Source organism: Methylobacterium sp. BE186 (genome assembly GCF_031457035.1).
Taxonomy (GTDB): domain Bacteria; phylum Pseudomonadota; class Alphaproteobacteria; order Rhizobiales; family Beijerinckiaceae; genus Methylobacterium; species Methylobacterium segetis.
This window is the reverse complement of record NZ_JAVDVV010000007.1, coordinates 91,603-108,105: the sequence shown is the minus strand read 5'-3', so window position 1 is coordinate 108,105 and position 16,503 is coordinate 91,603. Positions and strand designations below refer to the sequence as shown.

The following is a 16,503-nucleotide window of genomic DNA, read 5'->3' as shown; positions in this document are numbered from 1 at the left end:
CGGTTCGTCTCAGGCCACGTCGAGGCGTCGGCCCCTGTTCCAGACGAGGAAGGGAACGCCGGAGAGGAGCCCCTTCAGGGCGGCCCGCGACTGATGGCAGCCGTTGACCGAGATCCGCGGCAGGGCGTGCAGATGGTCGGCATGCTCCGGGAACAGGTGTCCCGGCCGTGTCGTCACCGCCGTGACGAAGCCGAGCTCCCGCGCGAGGGCGAATTCCCGCGGACCCGCCGATGTCCTGTCCCCGACGGGATAGGAGAGATGGCGAACGCGGCGTCCGACCGCCCTCTCGATCCGGGCGCGACCCCCCGCGATCTCCGCTCGCGCGACCTCGACCGCGTGCTTGGCGAGCATGGGATGCGAGCGCGTGTGCGCCCCGATGTCCACGGCGGGATCGCGGGCGAGATCACGCAACTCGTCCCAGCCGAGGCAGAGTTCCGCGGCGATGCTCCCCGCCCCGAACCCTGCCCGCTCGCAGAGCTCGGCGATGGCCGAGAGGAGCCGTTCCTCCGGACCCGCACGCAAGGCCCGGTAGACGGCCTCGAAGGCCACGCTCTTCTGTGCCGCATCGCGCGCGGGCAGGTCGAGCCGCTTCCCTGTCCCGAACGTCACCGCGACCCGGTCAAGACGCCGGATCGCCCGTTCCAGCTCGATCCACCAGAGCCGGCCGCGACCGTCGGCGAAGTCGCTCGTCACGAACAGGGTCCAGGGCGCCCGGTGCCGGGCGAGCACGGGCGCCGCATGGAGCGCGTTGTCGCGATAGCCGTCGTCGAAGGTGAGCGCGGCGAAACGAGCGCCCGGCCTGCGTGCCAGATGGTCGGGCACCGCGTCGAGCGGAACGAGGGTGAAGCCACGCTCGCGCAGGGCCGTCAGCGTCTCGTCGAGGAAGTCCGGCGTGATGCTGAGGAGGCGGTTCGGCGCAAACGGGTCCGGCAATTCGGGCGAGACGTGGTGGAAGGTGAGGATGAGGCCTTGTCCCCGCGCCGCCGGTTCGAGCCAGCGATCGGCTCCGAGCCCGGACACGACACGGAAGCCGGCCTCGAACAGGCGGCGGCGATTGCGGCTGGAGAGCATGACGAGCCTCTGAGCCCGGCTGGTGAGTCGGGGCAGCCTATCCCGGCCCCCGACAAGGTTTCGTTACCCACGCTCGCAGGCCGCCCGACCGGCGACACGGCCCGTTAGGGGCGCCCGCCCCAATCATGCCCGGTCGGGCGCCGGAGCGCCGCGTGGCGATGAGGCTCGGCCGATGTCGGTCATCGTGCAGGATTGGTCCGCGGTGGAGGATGCCGCCGACGGCGCGCGGGGAGAGGCTCGGGGCGGCATGCGAGCGGAGATCTGGTCCGATCTCGAGGCGGTCGAAGCCCTCTGGCGCGATTTGGAAAACGGCGCGGGCTGCCTCGCGACACCCTATCAGCGTTTCGACTGGGTCGCGGCCTACCTCCACGGCGCGACGCCTGGAACGTTGCGGGTCCTCGTCCTGCGGGGCGAGTGCGGCCGACCGCGCCTGCTCCTCCCCCTCGTCGTCACCCGCGAGCACGGCGTGCGGATCGCGCGGGTCGTCGGGGGCACGCACGCGAACTACCACCTCCCCCTCTTCGCGAGCCGCGAAGCCGCGGCCGTGTCGACCGAGGATCTCCTCGGCCTGCTCGTCCGCCTCGCGCCCGCGGCCGGAATCGATCTCTACGTCCTGTCCCATCAACCCCGGACCTGGAATGGGGCGGTGAACCCCCTCGCCATCAGGGCGCGGCCGGGCGCGAACGATGCCTACGGGCTGCAGCTCGGCCCCGACCCGGAGGCGACCGTCCGCCGCGCCTTCAGCGCGGACGCGCGCAAGAAGCTGCGCTCGAAGGAGAAGCGCCTCGTCGAGGCGGTCGGACCCATCGACTACCGTCGCGCCGGCACGAGGGCGGAGGCGGAGGCCTACCTCTCCGGATTCTACGCGCACAAGGCCGCCCGTTTCGCGAGCCAGGGCATCGCCGACCCCTACGCGGCGGAGCCGATCCGCCGCTTCCTCGCAGCGGCGTCCGACCCCGAGACGGGCGCGCCCGCGGTCGAACTTCACGCCCTCGTGGCCCGGGCGAGTGGACGGATCCTCGCAATATTCGGCGGCGCGGTGGACGGTGACCGCTTCAGCGGCATGATGACGGCCTTCGACCCCGACCCAGACCTCGCCCGGTGCAGCCCCGGAGACCTGTTGCTGCATCATCTCGTGCGGGACCAGACGGCGCGCGGCCGCCGCGCCTTCGACCTCGGCGTCGGCGAGGCCCGCTACAAGTCCAGCATCTGCGACGAGACGATCGAGCTCACCGAATTGGTGTTGCCGGTGAGCCTGCGCGGCCATCTCTTCGGCTTCGCGGCGGGTTGCGTCACGGGCTTGCGCGCGCGGATCAAGCGCGATCCGCGCCTCTGGGCCCTCGCCCAGAGAGTGAGGCGGCTCCGGCGGAGCTGACGCCTCGCCCCTTTCACGCCGCCGAGAGGCGCAGCTGCATGTCCTCTCCGCCGATCTCCACGCGGACGGCGACGCTGTCCTGGGCCACGAGGACCTGTCCGGCGCCCGATTCCTCGGCCAGCGCGTAGAGATCGACGAGGTCCGGGTCGTCGGCGGCCGCGTTTGAGACGATGACGACGCTGTCCATGCGGGCGGAGACGGCCGCGAGGAGGGCGCGCGGCCCCTCACCCGACCGGAGGCGCTGGCTGCAGATCACCCAGTCGTAGGTCTCGGCCATCGCGTCGAGGGAGATCGCCAGCGCCTGGGGCTCCTCCAGCAGGACGGCGCTGTCGACGAAGCCGCGGGCGACGCGGTGCAGGCGGGAGCCGGGTACGGGCTGGATCACGTCGAGGAAGGCGGCATCGCCCGCGACGAGATCGGTGAGACCCGGATCGTCCGGGTGGCTCGCCGGCCCGTCGAGGTCGACGGCGAGCGTCCGGCCGCGCCCTGCCAAGGTATCGGCCAGCGTCTCGGCCAAGCTCTTCTCCGGCGATCTCGCCCCGGCCGGTCCCTGTGCGGAGGCAGTGAGGCGGACTGGTCGCCGCGCGGGCACGGTCTCGACCACCAGCACGATGCGGCCCGCCTCCGCCTGCGCTCCTTCGGCGAGGCGCTCGATCAGGAGGTCGAGATCGAACGGTGAGCCGGACTCACTGCGCGGCTCCGGCGCCGGAGCGGGTGGGGCCTCACCCGACACGACGGCGAGGCTCGGCCATGCGGAGGGAGGAGCGGCCTCGGGGAAGCTGAAGCGCGCGGGCTCGGGGCGGGACGCCTCGTCGGCCTGCTCACGCGCGCCCTGGTCCGGACGCGCCGCGCCGCCGGGATCGGCGAGGAGCCGCCGAGCGATGACGGCACCCGCGGAGAACAGAAAGGCGAGGAGCGCCGCAAGCCCGACGATCGGCAGCTTCTTCGGGAATGACGGAAGTTCCGGAATGACGGCCCGCGAGACGATCCGTACATCGGCCGGGCTCGCGCTCTCCGCATCCCGGGCCGCCGCCTCGCGGTAGCGCGAGAGGTAGGATTCGAGTTGCTCGCGCTGGGCCTTGGCCTCGCGCTCGAGAGCCCGCAACTGCACCTCGCTCGAATTTCCCTTCACGACGACGTCGCGCTGCCCGTCCACCGTCGCCTGCAGGCTCTCGACGCGGGCGCCCGCGATCTTGGCATCGTTCTCCAGCGTGCGCCCGATCCGCTCGGCCGCCGACTTGATCTGCGCGTCGAGATCCGCGACCTGCGCGGTCAGCTCCTTGATGCGGGGGTGGGCGGGAAGCAGCGTGCGCGATTCCAGGGCGAGCTGCGCACGGAGGGTGATCCGGCTCTCCACCACCCGGCGGATCAGGTCGTTATTGGCGACGTCCGGGATCTCGAAGGCGCGGCCGTCCTTGATCATCTCCTTGATCAGCTTCACGCGGCCGTCGAGATCCGCCTTGAGCGTGCGCGCGTGGGAGAGTTGGCTCGAGAGCTCGGACAATTGCTGTCCGCTCAGCGGCTGTCCGGCGGTGCCGCCCGCCGCGACGAGGCCGTTCCTGGCCCGGAAGGCCTCGACCTTCGCCTCGGCCTCGGCGACCCGGCTGCGCAGCGTCTCGATGTTGCCGCCGAGCCAGGTCGAGGCGTAGCGCGCGGTGTCGACCTTCGCGGCCTCGAGAGAGGCGATGTAGAGCTCGGAAATGGTGTTGGCGCCCTGCGCCGCGAGCACCGGATCCTTCGAGCGGAACTCGACGCTGAGGATGCGCGACTTGCCGGCCGGGTAGACGAGGAGCCGGTCGAAATAGGCGTCGAGCACGCGGTCTTCGGAGGGACGCTCGAGCGGGTTCTGGGCGAGACCGACGAGCATCAAAGCCCGCTGCACGGGGCCGAACCCCTCAACGCTCGGGTCGAATTCCGGGTTGCCCACGAGCTTGAGCCGGCGGATCGCCTCGCGGGCGAGATCGCGCGACATCACGACCTGTGCCTGGCTCGCCACCGCCTGCTCGTCGATCGGCTGGGGCTGCTCGGCACGCTCCTGCGCGGTGCGGGCGAATCCGGCCTCCCGGCTCTCCAGGAGAAGCTTGGCCTCGCCCGTGAAGCGCGGGGGCACGACCTGCACGAAGGCGACGGCGCCCGCTGCCGCTACGATCGTCGGCAGAGCGATCCAGAGCCAGGACCGGCGCAGGACGCCGCCGACCTGCGAGAGCGCAAGGCTCTCCGTCGGTGCCGCGGCCGGAGCGGAACGGCCGGCTCTCGCGGAGCGGCGGGTATGACGTTCGGTACGCAAGGCCAAAGTATCCGCTGCACGGGACTCGGATCAGCGCGCAGTAGAAACCGTTAAGATTGATCAGCGGTTAAAGCAGGCTGCGGCGGCCCTGCGCCCTTCCGGGACGTCAGTCTTCATTAACCATATCCGCCTACACCGTCGCCGTTGAGGAAAAACACGGCGGCATGGGTGATGAACCGGCGCGCACTCCTTCTGGCTCTCACGTCCAGCCTCGCGCTGGGCGGCTGCCTGCGGCCCGACTTCCGGACCGCTCAGCTCGACGCGACCGGGACCGGCTCGATCGGCGCCCGCTACACCCTGTCCGCGGGGGACCGGTTGCGCGTGATCGTGTTCGGACAGGACAACCTCTCGAACATCTACGCGGTGGATGGAGCCGGCCGGATCGCCATGCCGCTCATCGGCACGGTCTCGATCGGCGGCCAGACCACGGCCGCGGCCGCGCGCACCATCGAGGGCAAGCTCGCGGCAGGTTTCGTGCGCGAGCCGCACGTGACGGTCGAGGTCGATGCCTACCGGCCGTTCTACATCCTCGGCGAAGTCACGACGTCCGGCCAATACCCCTACGTCAACGGCATGACGGTCGAGACGGCGGTCGCCATCGCGGCGGGCTTCGGGCCTCGCGCCGCCCGCGACTACGCCGTGCTGACCCGGGAGGGACCGGGTGGGCTCGTCTCCGGCATCGTGCCGATGACCTATCCCGTCCGGCCGGGCGACACGATCATGGTCAAGGAGCGCTTCTTCTGAAGTCTCGGCTTCACAGCCGCCTGTACATGACGAGGGCATCGACGGCGCCGAGCCGCGGATGCCGGAAGGCGCCGGGAAGGCGGCCGACCGTCTCGAAGCCGAGGCTCTCCCAGAGGCGGATCGCCCCGGCATTCGTGCCGATCACGAAATTGAACTGCATCGCCGCGAAGCCCCGCTCCCGCGCCCGCTCGAGGACATGCTCGCACATTCGGCGGGCAACACCACGGCCGGCGGCTGCGGGCGCCGTCACGAAGCCCGCATTGGCGACGTGGCTGCCGCCCCCGGCCTGGTTCGCGCGCAGATAGGCGGTGCCCACGAGGGCTCCACGATCTTCCGCCACGAAGGTCTCCCGATCAGGCCCGCTCCAGTAGGCGAGCGCCTCGGCCCGCGTCATGTCGCGGGGTAGCGCGTAGGTCTCGCCTGCCTCGATCACCGGCCGCAGGATCTCCCAGACGGCGTCCTGATCCGCTCCTTCGATGAACCTGATCAGCACGCTGCTCCCCTCCCCGCAGCTCGCCCTCCAGGAGAGCCTGCCGTCGCAATCCGAGCGATCTCCTTAGCCCCACTCTAACCCTGCCGGCAGATAGACGGCGCATCTCGCCTCCAGAGCCGCGTCCTTAACCGGCCAGGCAACGGTCGGGCCCTAGCCTCCGGGCCGATTTCCGCGCCGTCGCTGGAGATGCCGCCCGTGCCCGCCGCCATCGCTCACCCGGTCGAATCCCACCGGATCCTCCACATCTTCCGTGCTCCTGTCGGCGGACTGTTCCGGCATGTCGTGGATCTCGCCCGCCTCCAGGCCGCCGCCGGGCACCGGGTCGGCATCGTCTGCGACGCGACGACGGGCGGCGATCGGGCGCAGGCCGCGCTCGCCGAACTGGCCCCCGCCCTGGCCTTCGGGGTGACGCGGGTGCCGATGCGGCGCAATCCGCACCCCTCCGACACCGCGGCGCTGCTCGCCGTGGCGCGGCGGGCCGAGGCCGTCGGTGCCGACGTGCTGCACGGGCACGGCGCCAAAGGCGGCGCCTACGCCCGTCTCTGCCCCGCCCGCGGAGAGTCCATGATTCGCGCCTACACGCCGCACGGCGGAAGCTACAATTATCGGCCCGGCACCCTGATGCACCGGCTCTACATGGCGGCGGAGGGCCTGCTCGCCCGGCGCACCGACGTGTTCCTGTTCGAGAGCGAGTACGTGGCCCGGCGCCATCAGGCTTTCGTGGGCGCCGAGGCGACCCTCGCGCGGATCGTTCACAACGGGATCGGCGCGGCCGAATTCGAGCCGGTCGAGCCGGCTCCCGATCCCTTCGACCTCGTCTACGTGGGCGAGCTTCGGGACGCCAAGGGCCTGCCGGTCCTGCTGGAGGCGCTGGCACAGATGCGCGCCGAGGGCCGGCACCTGCGCCTCCTGATGGTCGGGTCGGGTCCGGACGCCGGGCGCCTCGCGGATCAGGTGCGCGATCTCGGCCTGACCGAGGCGGTCGCCTTCGAGCCGGCCCAGCCGATCCGTCCGATCCTGGCGCGGGGCCGGATCATGGTCGTGCCCTCCTTCGCCGAATCCCTGCCCTACGTGGTGCTGGAGGCCGCGGCGGCGGGCCAACCGCTCGTCGCTACCAATGTCGGCGGTATCCCGGAAATCTTCGGCGCGGCCGCTGACGAGTTGGTGCCACCGCGCGATGCGGCGGCGCTCCGACGCGCGATCCTCCGGGTGCTCGACGAGCCGGCCGAGACCCGTCGAGCGCGTTTTGCGGCCCTGAGCGCTTCCGTACGCCAGCGCTTCTCGATGGAGCGGATGGGCGCCGACGTGCTCTCAGGCTACGCGGCGGCCTTCCGCGCCCGCCTCAGGGAAGGGGTGCCGGAGAGCGTTCCGGCCGCCCCCGCCCTCGCCGGGAGCTCGGGCACGCGCCCAGGCGCTTAAGCTTTCCGAGACGAGATCCTGCAACCTTTCGACCGACGATTCCAAACCGCATCGCGTTTCCGGTGTTTCCCGATGAGTGCCTTCGATGTCCGTGACCTTCTGAAGGTCGCCGGTCAGCCCGGCTCGGCCCTGGCCGCGGCCGGTGACGCCACGGGGCGTGTGCTTCCCGCAGAAGCGAAAGCCGCGCTCCCCGGCCCCCTGATCTCGCCGGTCGTGCTCGCGGGCTGCGTGCGGGCCGCTGAATTCTGCCTTGTCGGCGGGTTCGGCCTCGCCCTGCATCAGATCATGCTGCGGGGCGTCGTACCGCTGGGCCTGTCCTACATCGCCGCGATCCTGGCCGTCGCCGCCATCACGATCACCCTGTTCCAGGCCGGCGGCACCTACCGGATGGGGGCGTTCCGCGCCTTCTTCCCATCCGCGGTGAAGCTGTCGGCCAGCTGGGCCCTCGCCTTCCTGCTCGTCGCGGCCGGCATGGTCCTCGCCAAGGTGGCGGATCATTATTCCCGGCTGTGGCTCGGCGCCTATTTCGCGGGCGGCCTCCTCCTCGTCCTCGCCGGACGCTTCGTGCTGGCGCAGGTCGTCGCCGCGCAGGTCCGCAAGGGGCGTTTCGACCGCCGCACCGCCATCGTCGGGGGTGGCCCGGTGGCCGAGGAACTGATCCGCGCCCTCGAGTCGCAGGGCGATTCCGGGATCCGCATCGTCGGCGTGTTCGACGACCGCAATGACGACCGCTCCTCGGACGTCGTGGCGGGCTACCCGAAACTCGGCACGGTGAGCGACCTCGTCGCCTATGCCCGCCACGCCCGCCTCGATCTCGTCGTGTTCACCCTGCCGATCTCGGCCGAGGGGCGCATCCTGCAGATGCTCGCCAAGCTCTGGGTGCTGCCGATCGACATCCGGCTCTCGGCCCACGCCACCAAGCTGCGTCTGCGCCCGCGCTCCTATTCCTACATCGGGGGCGTGCCGGTGCTCGACGTATTCGACAAGCCGATTGCGGACTGGGACGTCGTCGTGAAGGCGGCCTTCGACCGCACGGTGGGCCTTGCCCTCCTCGTCCTGCTCGCGCCGGTGATGCTCGCCGTGGCCCTCGCCGTGCGCCTCTCGTCACCCGGGCCAATCCTGTTCCGACAGAAGCGGCACGGCTTCAACAACGAGTTGATCGACGTTTTCAAGTTCCGCTCGATGTATGTCGACCAGTGCGACCACGGGGCGGCACGGCAGGTGACGCGGGGCGATCCGCGGGTCACCCCGGTCGGCCGCTTCATCCGCAAGACGAGCCTCGACGAGTTGCCGCAACTCTTCAACGTGATCCGGGGCGATCTCTCCCTCGTCGGCCCCCGGCCACACGCGCTCCAGGCGAAGGCCGCGAACACCCTCTACGATCAGGTCGTCGACGGCTATTTCGCCCGGCACCGGGTCAAGCCCGGCATCACCGGCTGGGCTCAGGTCAATGGCTGGCGCGGCGAGACCGACACCAGCGAGAAGCTCCAGCGCCGCGTCGAGCACGACCTGTACTACATCGAGAACTGGTCGGTTCTCCTCGACCTGCAGATCCTGCTGACGACCCCCTTCGCGCTGTTCAGGACGCAGAACGCCTACTGACCGGCCCCTCCACCCTCGGACCTCGAAGAGAGACCGAGGGCGTGAGAGAGGCGGCAGGGCGCCGGCCCGCGTCGATCGCCCTACGGCAGGGCGCCGGCCTTCTCCTTGGCCTTCAGGATCGTGTCGCGGCAGGCTTCCGCCTGCCCGGCCTTGTCCTCGGTCCTGGCCTTCTGGACGAGATCGCGCGCTTCCTTCACGCCGGCGGCGGTCGGCTGCACGCTCGGATCGCTCGGCTTTCCTGCCGGAGGCTGAGCCAGAGCCTTGTCCGAGTGCGAGGAGGTCGGGCCGCCCGGCGGCTCCTTGCCGGTCACCTTCTCCGCGCCCGCGCTGTCGAGACGACGTTCCAGCGTGGCGATCTCTTCGGAACAGGACGTGGCGAGGGCGGGGCTGGCGGCGAGGGTCGCGAGGGTGGAGGCCGCGAGGACGGCCGGGATCAGGGCGGATATCCGCATCAGACGCTTCTCCCGAATGTGGAATGGGCCGCCGGGGATCGGCGGCCCGCCATCAGAGTGGGGAGAGAAGCGATGTCCGGGAGATCAGTTCCTCCCGCCGAGGTTGCAGACCTACGCCGGTCCATGCGGCGTCCCGGCGCAGGTCGACGCGGATCACCACGTGTAGCGCAGACCCCCGTAGACGGAGAGCGGCTGCACCAGCGTCGTGGTGCGGGGATCGTTCAGGACGAAGCGGTTGGCGAAGTTGGCCTCCCGCTCCAGGAAGGTGCCGAAATTGGCGTAGCGGTTGTTGAAGAGGTTCGTCACGAGCAGGAAGATCTGCGCGTTGTCCGTGATCTGCACGCTGGAGTTGAGATTGACCGTGTAATAGGCGGGCAGCTTGCGGTTCAGGTTCGACTCGTCGCCGCGATAATAGGACGAGGAGAAGGCGGCGAGGTTCGCGCCGAAGCGCCAGATCGGTGTGATCGCGTAGTCGAAGCCGACCTTGAACTGGTGCTCGGGGATGAGCGGCAGCTTGTTGCCGGGGCGGATGTCGATCGAGCCGTCCGGGTTGGCGAGGGGGTTGTTCGGCGAGGAAAGCGTTCCGGTGAACTGGAAGGTCGCGTCGATCAGCGCGTAGTTCGCGTAGACGCTGAGCCCCGGCATCGCGTACTCGGCCTGCACCTCGATGCCCTGGCGCTGGGTGGCCGGCACGTTCACGAAGTAGCCGCGGGCGGCGTTGCCCGGAACGGCGAGCTGCAGGATGTCGTTCGACAGGTCGGTGCGGAAGAAGCCGAGCTTGTAGTTGACGATGCCGTCCTCGTAGACGTTCGGCACCGTGCCGCGGAAGCCGGCCTCGTAGGTCCGGCCCACCACCTGCTCAAGCGGCGGGTCGGCGACGAGCGAGTTCGGCAGGAGGCAGGGGCGCTGCGGGTTGGCGCAGGCGAGCTCGAGCGGGGTCGGCGCGCGGTTCGATTCCGAGTAGCCGCCGTAGAGGGTCATCCACGGGAAGAAGCGGTAGGTCACGCCCGCCACCGGGTTGATCCGGTTGAAATAATGCGTGCCGTTCACGTCCGGCGAGAAGCCCGTGAGGTCCGTCGTCGAGATGCGGGCGAAGTTGAGCCGCGCGCCCGCCGTGATGGACAGGGCGTCGGTCACGTCGAACGTGTCGAGGGCGTAGAGGCCCATGTAGAGGTTCGAGCCGATGACGGAACTCGGCGCGATGCCGAGCGCCGCGGCCGTGCGCAGCTGCGTCGTGCCGACGCCGGGCACGAAGCCGTAGGTCGGGTTGTTCGGGTTCGTCGTGACGCTGAGATCCGGGTTGATGATGCCCAGCGTGCTCTGCGACTTGAAGCCATAATCCGCGACATCGATGCTGCCGCCGACGATGAAGGTGTTCGTGTGGTCGAAGATGCGGTCGCGGTTCGTCGCCTGGAGCGTGCCGCCGTAGCCCGTCGCCTCCGTGCGAACCGTATCGAGGGTGCCGTAGGGCACGCCCGGCGTGAACGGGATGCGCGGCGTGTTCCGGCCCTGCATGAGGAACTGGTTGCGGAAGGCGAGCTGCGACTGGCCCGCCGCGGGGAAGAAGCCGTCATCCTCGAAGCAGAGTGAGCCGCGGAAAGAGGATTGACGGCTGCAATTCTCGAACTCGGCGTCGTTGCCGTCGATGACGAACTGGCTGAAGCGGCGGACATAGGCGTTGCCGGCGAGGTCCCAAGTCGGCGAGATGTTGACCTTACCGTTGACCTGGATCTGGCCCATCTCGGTCGAGATCGACTGCGGATAGGTGAAGATCGCGCGCTCGTCGGTGCGGGTGAAGTCAACCGGGGCGGCGGCGGCCGCGCCGAAGAAGGTCTTGGCGCCCGAAGCGACGATGTGGAACTCGGAATCCAGGGTGCGGTAGCCGAGGTCGGCGTAGACTCTGCCGATCTCGCTCGGCGACTGGTAGCGCCATCCGCGGTCGCGCAGGCCCTCGCCCGCGAAGTAGAAGCTCCAGGGGCCGATCTGTTCGCCGTATTGCAGCGTGCCGGCGATGCGACCGTCCGAACCACCGAAGACCGTCACCTCCTTGCCCTGCCAAGTGAAGCCGTTCTTCATCTCGATGTTGACCGCGCCGCCGAGCGCGTTGAGGCCGAAGATCGGGTTGCCGGTGACGACATCGATTCGGTTGATCGCGACCTGCGGGATCAGGTCCCAGTTCACCACGTCGCCGAAAGCCTCGTTGATGCGCACGCCGTTCTGATAGACGGCCAGGCCCTGGGGCGCGCCCTGCAGTGGCGAGGCGTCGAAGCCGCGGTAGGTCAGCGTCTGCCGGAAGCTGTTGCCCTGGCCGTCGGAGAGGTTCACGCCCGCGGTGCGGCGGGCCAGCGTGAAGGTGGGGTCGAGGGTGGCGCGGTCCTGCGCGATCTCGGCCGCGTTCACGGTCTCGACCGTGAACGGCAGCCGGGATGCGACCTGCCGCCCCGCCGCGGCCGGATCACCCGTGCCGCGCCCGGCCGCGATGCCGCCGATCGGCGACGTCGCCACGACGTCGAGCTCCCCCAGCGTGACGGCCTGCGTGCCGCCCTGCTGCGCCTGCGCGAGGCACGGCAGCATCGCCACCGACGCGATCAGGCTGCCCCGAAGCGCCCGCATACCCATGTCCAACCCCATGATTCCAAGACCCGGCTCCTTGTTGCGGAGCCTTCGGTCCCTTCAATGCTGGGCTTCGCGGACGGGCACAATCGGCGCGGGCGCGCTTTCGCTGAGAATCCGAGTGCCGGGCCGCCCCCGTATCGAGATCGTGGCCCTTCGTGGCGGCATTGCCACAGATTTCTCATACAATTTCAGGATGTTAGGGCAGTTCAGGCAATCAAAAACGGGATAAAGTGGCAAGCTCCCTCAGCCGCGACCGGTCGGAATCAGAACGCCGCCGGGAGAAGCCCGGCGGCGTCGATACAACTCCTGATTTGTAGAACGATCGCCGTTCAGAGCCGGGCCTGGATCTTCCGCGCGATCTCGCCGAGCCGCTGCTCCAGGAGCGTGGGAACCTCGCAGACATAGGTCAGGGATTGGCTGCGCTCCTGGAAGATACGTCGATCCCAGGCGAACTTCGTCTCGATCTCGGACTGGTCCTTGGGAATGTCGCGGGCGTCCTGGGCGCTCGGTGCATCCTTCGTCTGGCTGATCTGGTCCGCCTCCTGGCGGATACGCTCGGCCATGCGCCGCTGCCCCTGGGCATAGCGGGCGATCCCGCTCATCACCCGCGAACGCTCGCCGTTGATCACCTCGAACACGCCGGCGAAGACGCGGGTGAGGTGCTGGGCCTTCTCCGGATCCTTCGCCTCGTCGAGCTTCGCGACGTAGGCGTCGAGGAGCCCGTCGACATCTTTCAGCTCGGTTCGGCGCGAGGCGATCTTCTGGGCAAGCGCCGCCGCCTCGAAATCGTCGCCCCAGGCGCCTGCGCTCTCGAGGTCGGGGCCGGTCCAGACGGTGCCCGCGCTCAGGGTCGGCACCTTGCGCTGCACGCAGGGCCAGTCCGGGTCGGGCCTCGGCTGAGCGAGGGCGGGTCCGGCGAGCAGGCCGAGGGCGGTGAGGGTCAGCAGGGTCTGTCGGATCATGAATTGTCTCCGGCCGGACCGCCGCGCCGGGCCATGATGCCGCGGCCGGGATCGTAGGCGATGACGGCGAGGGTGAAGAAGGCGATCGTGGTGCCCACGACGACGGCGCAGGCGACCGGCTCGAATTGCCCGTAGAGCGCGAAGCGGACGAGCTGGACCGCGTGCGTGAAGGGGTTGCACTCGCAGATCCAGTAGAGGGTCTCGGAGGATTCCCGGATGCGCCAGAGCGGGTAGAGGGCCGAGGAGGCGAAGAACATCGGGAAGATCACGAAGTTCATGACGCTCGCGAAATTCTCGAGTTGCCGCACCATCGAGGAGAGGAGGAGGCCGATCGCCCCGAGCATCAGCCCCGAGGCGACGAAGGCGGGGAGCGCCGCGAGGTATCCGATCGGCGGGATGTCGGTCTCCCAGAACCACGCGATCGCGAGGAAGGCGTAGGCCTGCACCACCGAGACGGTGACGCCGGCGATCAGCTTGGCGAGGAGCAGCGTCCAGCGCGGGTACGGGCTCGTCAGCAGCACCTTCATGGAGCCGACCTCGCGGTCGTAGACCATGGAGAGCGAGGATTGCATGCCGTTGAAGAGCTGGATCATCACGGCGAGGCCCGGCACCACGTAGACCTCGTAGAGCACGTAGGTCTGGTAGGGCGGCTCGATCGAGACGCCGAGCGTGTTGCGGAACCCGGCCGCGAAGATGAACAGCCAGACGAGCGGGCGCACCAGCGCCGAGAAGAACCTCTCCTTCTGGTTGAAGAATCGCAGCAGCTCGCGGCGGACGATGCCGCCGAGGCAGATCAGGTAGCCGACCGCGTCGAGGCGGCCATGGTGGGAGACGCCCGGCATCCGCGTGGGCGCAGCGGTGACGGCGGTGCGGGTTTGGATGCTCATGCGGCCTGACGGCCTCCGTCCTTCGGCTCGGTGACGAGGCGGCGGAAGGCCGCCTCCAGGCTCTCGCCCTCGCTGCCGATGCTGCCCGCCTGTCCGCGGGCGACGATGCGGCCGCGGTGCAGCACCACGGCGTCGTCGCCCGGCTCGATCTCCTCGAAGATATGGGTGGCCCAGAGCACGGAGAGCCCCTCCTCCCGAACGAGCGCTCGCACGATGGCGACGATGTCGGCCCGGGACTCGAGGTCGAGGCCGACGGTGGGCTCGTCGAGCAGCAGCAGGCTCGGCCCATGCACCAGGGAGCGGGCGATCTCGATGCGGCGCGACTGGCCGCCCGAGAGGGTGCGCACCTTGTCGTCCCGCCGGTCGGAGAGTCCGACCCGGTCGAGGAGCGTCGCGATCCGCTCGCGCGCGGCCCTGCGGCCGATGCCGTGCAGGCTCGCGTGGTAGTGGAGGTTCTGTGCGACCGTCAGGTCGGTGTCGAGGGTGCGGGCCTGGAACACGACGCCGAGGCGGGCGAGCGCCCGCGAGGGCTCCCGATCGAGCCCGTGACCGAAGATCGAGACCCGTCCGTCCTGGTTGTTGTAGAGCCGCGTGATCACCGAGAAGAGCGTCGTCTTGCCCGCGCCGTTCGGCCCGAGCAGCGCCATGAACCGGCCCCGCTCGACCCGGATCGAGACGTCAGACAGTGCCGCCCGCGCGCCGAAGCGGTGGCTCACCTGCGCGACGTCGAGGGCCGGCGCCGCCTCCCGCCCCCCCGTCACTTCCCCAGCGCCCGCTTGGCATCGGAGACGGCCTCGACGCACTCGTCGAACTCGCCCTCCCCCTGCTCGCGCTCGGCGACGCGCAGGGCCTTCTTGGCCTTGGCGGCGGCGGCCTCCGCCGGGTTCTGGGCGAGAGCCGTTTTGATGGCCGCGATGCCCTCGGTGCAGGCGGCCTTGTCGTCGGCAAGCGCCGGAGCGGCGGCGAGACAGCCCGCGAGGGCGAGACAGATGAGGCGCATGCGGGGCTCCTACTTCACCGAGATCGTGCCGGTCATGCCCTTCGACTCCAGGCCGCGGGCCTCCCACTTGTACTCGCCCGGCTTGATGGCCACGAACTCGATCGCGATCTCGCCCGGATCGTCGAATTCCAAGTGGTCCGGCGGACCGCCGCCATGGATCTCCAGGTGGTTGATGACGATCTGGTTCAGCCAGATGTACCGGAAGAACTCCGGCGCATAGAATTTGTATTCCTGCCGCCCCTTGGCGACGATGCGCAGCCGATAGGCCTTGCCGGCCTCGAGCTCGATGTCCTTGTTCTCGACGACGAAGTCGTTGCCTTCCTCGTTGCCGAGCACGAGGTCGGGCAGGTTCTGGCGCTTCTTCGTCAGGTCGAGGGCGAGCGCCGGCCCCGCCGCGAGAAGGCCCGCGAGGCCGAGGGCCGCGAGCCGGAATGTCCGCTTCATCGTGTCCGTTCCTCCCCTGCCGCCTCGGGCGGCGTCCCGTCCCCGTCCTGCCCGGAGCTCCGGCTATTGCGGCGAGACCGCCACACCCCAGGGCAGCAGCCCGACGGGAATGCTCTTGACGACCTTGCCCGCCTCCACATCGATCACCGAGACATCGTTCGATGTGCCGTTGGTGGTGAACAGGAGCTTCTGGTCCGGCGTGAAGGCGAGCTGCCAGACCCGCTGACCGACCGGCAGGTACTTTTCGACCTCGTAGGTCTTGGTGTTGATCACCGCGACGCGGTTGGCCGGGCCGAGAGCCACGAAGGCCTTCGCGCCGTCCTTGGTGATGCGGATGCCGACGGGCTGGATCGCCTCGTCGTTCACGCTCGGGATCTTGAAGCTGATCTTCTTCACGACGCGCCGCGAGGCCACGTCGATGACGCTGACCGTTCCACCGACCTCAGCCGAGACCCAGAGGAACTTCCCGTCCGTCGTGAACTCGGCGAAGCGGGGGCGCGCGTCGACGAGCACATTGTCGATCACCTGGAAGGTCTTGGTGTCGATGAAATGGGCCATGTTGGTGGTCTCGGAGGTGTTGACCAGCACCTTCCCGTCCGGCGAGAGGCCCATTCCCTCCGGCTCGACGCCGACCGGCACCTCGGCCAGGATCTTGTTCTTCTCGATGTCGATGATCGTGACTTGGCTGTCGTCCTCGTTGGCGACGTAGAGGGGATTGCCGTCGGGCGCGAGGATGAACTGCTCCGGGTCCGGGCCGGAGCGGAGCGAGCGCACCACCTTGCCGCTCGCGGTGTCGAGCACGTCGATCCGGTCGTCGTCGCTCGCGCAGACGAACAGCTCCTTGCCGTCCTTGCTCGTGGTCACGCCCCGCGGGCGGCGCCCGACCTTCCACGTTCCGGTCACGGCGAGCGTGCTCGTGTCGATGACGCTGACCGAATTGCCCTTCTCGTTCGTGACGTAGACCGTGTAGGCCTCTGCCGAACCCGAGGCCGCGAGCAGGACGGCCGCCAGGGCCGCAACGCTCACACCCGCCTTGACGCAGCGGCTCATAGGATCTCCTCCCCTGGCGCCCGCCGTCTTCGGACGGGCGATTGCGCGCGATTGTAGTGCGTTCCCCGCAGGTTGCGAGGCTCGGAGCCGGCCCGGACCCG

Annotated in this window: 15 protein-coding genes; 4 read left to right on the top strand and 11 right to left on the bottom strand. The window is 69.5% G+C overall.

Features of this window, described 5'->3' with window-relative positions:
• Nucleotides 1-9: 9 nt before the first annotated feature.
• Nucleotides 10-1,071, bottom strand: coding sequence for a polysaccharide deacetylase family protein (locus J2X36_RS10050; RefSeq protein ID WP_310349096.1), 1,062 nt, complete (start codon nt 1,069-1,071; stop codon nt 10-12).
• A gap of 172 nt (nt 1,072-1,243) precedes the next feature.
• Here J2X36_RS10050 and J2X36_RS10045 point away from each other — a divergent pair, with 172 nt between their 5' ends.
• Nucleotides 1,244-2,446 (top strand): GNAT family N-acetyltransferase, encoded by a 1,203-nt coding sequence (locus tag J2X36_RS10045; RefSeq protein ID WP_405029764.1) that lies wholly within the window; start codon nt 1,244-1,246, stop codon nt 2,444-2,446.
• Between the two features lie 13 nt (nt 2,447-2,459).
• On the opposite strand, the gene J2X36_RS10040 is transcribed toward J2X36_RS10045, so the two are convergent.
• Nucleotides 2,460-4,733 (bottom strand): exopolysaccharide transport family protein, encoded by a 2,274-nt coding sequence (locus J2X36_RS10040; protein WP_310349093.1) that lies wholly within the window; start codon nt 4,731-4,733, stop codon nt 2,460-2,462.
• Between the two features lie 171 nt (nt 4,734-4,904).
• On the opposite strand from J2X36_RS10040, the gene J2X36_RS10035 reads away from it, so the two are divergent.
• Nucleotides 4,905-5,477, top strand: coding sequence for a polysaccharide biosynthesis/export family protein (locus J2X36_RS10035; RefSeq protein ID WP_310349090.1), 573 nt, complete (start codon nt 4,905-4,907; stop codon nt 5,475-5,477).
• A gap of 10 nt (nt 5,478-5,487) precedes the next feature.
• Here the strand turns inward: J2X36_RS10035 and J2X36_RS10030 are convergent, their stop codons facing one another.
• On the bottom strand, nt 5,488-5,970 hold the full coding sequence (locus J2X36_RS10030) for a GNAT family N-acetyltransferase (protein ID WP_310349088.1): 483 nt from the start codon (nt 5,968-5,970) through the stop codon (nt 5,488-5,490).
• 186 nt (nt 5,971-6,156) lie between these two features.
• Between J2X36_RS10030 and J2X36_RS10025 the strand changes: the two genes are divergently transcribed.
• Both J2X36_RS10025 and J2X36_RS10020 read left to right on the top strand, forming a co-directional pair.
• On the top strand, nt 6,157-7,389 hold the full coding sequence (locus tag J2X36_RS10025; RefSeq protein ID WP_405029763.1) for a glycosyltransferase family 4 protein: 1,233 nt from the start codon (nt 6,157-6,159) through the stop codon (nt 7,387-7,389).
• Between the two features lie 72 nt (nt 7,390-7,461).
• Complete coding sequence (locus tag J2X36_RS10020; RefSeq protein WP_310349079.1) at nt 7,462-8,991, top strand: undecaprenyl-phosphate glucose phosphotransferase; 1,530 nt, start codon at nt 7,462-7,464, stop codon at nt 8,989-8,991.
• Between the two features lie 80 nt (nt 8,992-9,071).
• On the opposite strand, the gene J2X36_RS10015 is transcribed toward J2X36_RS10020, so the two are convergent.
• From J2X36_RS10015 to J2X36_RS09980, 8 genes are all read right to left on the bottom strand, one after another.
• Nucleotides 9,072-9,443 (bottom strand): hypothetical protein, encoded by a 372-nt coding sequence (locus J2X36_RS10015; RefSeq protein WP_310349076.1) that lies wholly within the window; start codon nt 9,441-9,443, stop codon nt 9,072-9,074.
• Nucleotides 9,444-9,596: 153 nt separating this feature from the next.
• Complete coding sequence (locus tag J2X36_RS10010) at nt 9,597-12,062, bottom strand: TonB-dependent receptor (RefSeq protein WP_405029769.1); 2,466 nt, start codon at nt 12,060-12,062, stop codon at nt 9,597-9,599.
• Between the two features lie 326 nt (nt 12,063-12,388).
• Nucleotides 12,389-13,021, bottom strand: coding sequence for a hypothetical protein (locus J2X36_RS10005; protein WP_310349070.1), 633 nt, complete (start codon nt 13,019-13,021; stop codon nt 12,389-12,391).
• A complete protein-coding gene (locus tag J2X36_RS10000; RefSeq protein WP_132251705.1) occupies nt 13,018-13,863 on the bottom strand; it encodes an ABC transporter permease in 846 nt (281 codons plus the stop codon). Before J2X36_RS10000 ends, J2X36_RS10005 begins: the two co-directional genes overlap by 4 nt.
• 41 nt (nt 13,864-13,904) lie before the next feature.
• Entirely contained in the window at nt 13,905-14,669 is a 765-nt protein-coding gene (locus J2X36_RS09995; protein WP_132251634.1) for an ABC transporter ATP-binding protein, read from the bottom strand.
• Entirely contained in the window at nt 14,666-14,908 is a 243-nt protein-coding gene (locus J2X36_RS09990; protein ID WP_310349066.1) for a hypothetical protein, read from the bottom strand. Before J2X36_RS09990 ends, J2X36_RS09995 begins: the two co-directional genes overlap by 4 nt.
• Nucleotides 14,909-14,917: 9 nt before the next feature.
• Nucleotides 14,918-15,352, bottom strand: coding sequence for a hypothetical protein (locus J2X36_RS09985; protein ID WP_132251638.1), 435 nt, complete (start codon nt 15,350-15,352; stop codon nt 14,918-14,920).
• Nucleotides 15,353-15,415: 63 nt separating this feature from the next.
• Nucleotides 15,416-16,402 carry a YVTN family beta-propeller repeat protein gene (locus J2X36_RS09980; RefSeq protein ID WP_310349062.1) on the bottom strand — a complete coding sequence of 329 codons (987 nt, stop codon included), beginning with the start codon at nt 16,400-16,402 and terminating at the stop codon, nt 15,416-15,418.
• Nucleotides 16,403-16,503: the final 101 nt, after the last annotated feature.

Coding starts and splice junctions, on each gene's coding strand:
- J2X36_RS10050 (WP_310349096.1), bottom strand. CDS start 1,071: ATGCTCTCCAGCCGCAATCGCCGCCGCCTGTTCGAGGCCGGCTTCCGT.
- J2X36_RS10045 (WP_405029764.1), top strand. CDS start 1,244: ATGTCGGTCATCGTGCAGGATTGGTCCGCGGTGGAGGATGCCGCCGAC.
- J2X36_RS10035 (WP_310349090.1), top strand. CDS start 4,905: ATGAACCGGCGCGCACTCCTTCTGGCTCTCACGTCCAGCCTCGCGCTG.
- J2X36_RS10025 (WP_405029763.1), top strand. CDS start 6,157: ATGCCGCCCGTGCCCGCCGCCATCGCTCACCCGGTCGAATCCCACCGG.
- J2X36_RS10020 (WP_310349079.1), top strand. CDS start 7,462: ATGAGTGCCTTCGATGTCCGTGACCTTCTGAAGGTCGCCGGTCAGCCC.
- J2X36_RS10015 (WP_310349076.1), bottom strand. CDS start 9,443: ATGCGGATATCCGCCCTGATCCCGGCCGTCCTCGCGGCCTCCACCCTC.
- J2X36_RS10010 (WP_405029769.1), bottom strand. CDS start 12,062: ATGGGTATGCGGGCGCTTCGGGGCAGCCTGATCGCGTCGGTGGCGATG.
- J2X36_RS10005 (WP_310349070.1), bottom strand. CDS start 13,021: ATGATCCGACAGACCCTGCTGACCCTCACCGCCCTCGGCCTGCTCGCC.
- J2X36_RS10000 (WP_132251705.1), bottom strand. CDS start 13,863: ATGCCGGGCGTCTCCCACCATGGCCGCCTCGACGCGGTCGGCTACCTG.
- J2X36_RS09990 (WP_310349066.1), bottom strand. CDS start 14,908: ATGCGCCTCATCTGTCTCGCCCTCGCGGGCTGTCTCGCCGCCGCTCCG.
- J2X36_RS09985 (WP_132251638.1), bottom strand. CDS start 15,352: ATGAAGCGGACATTCCGGCTCGCGGCCCTCGGCCTCGCGGGCCTTCTC.
- J2X36_RS09980 (WP_310349062.1), bottom strand. CDS start 16,402: ATGAGCCGCTGCGTCAAGGCGGGTGTGAGCGTTGCGGCCCTGGCGGCC.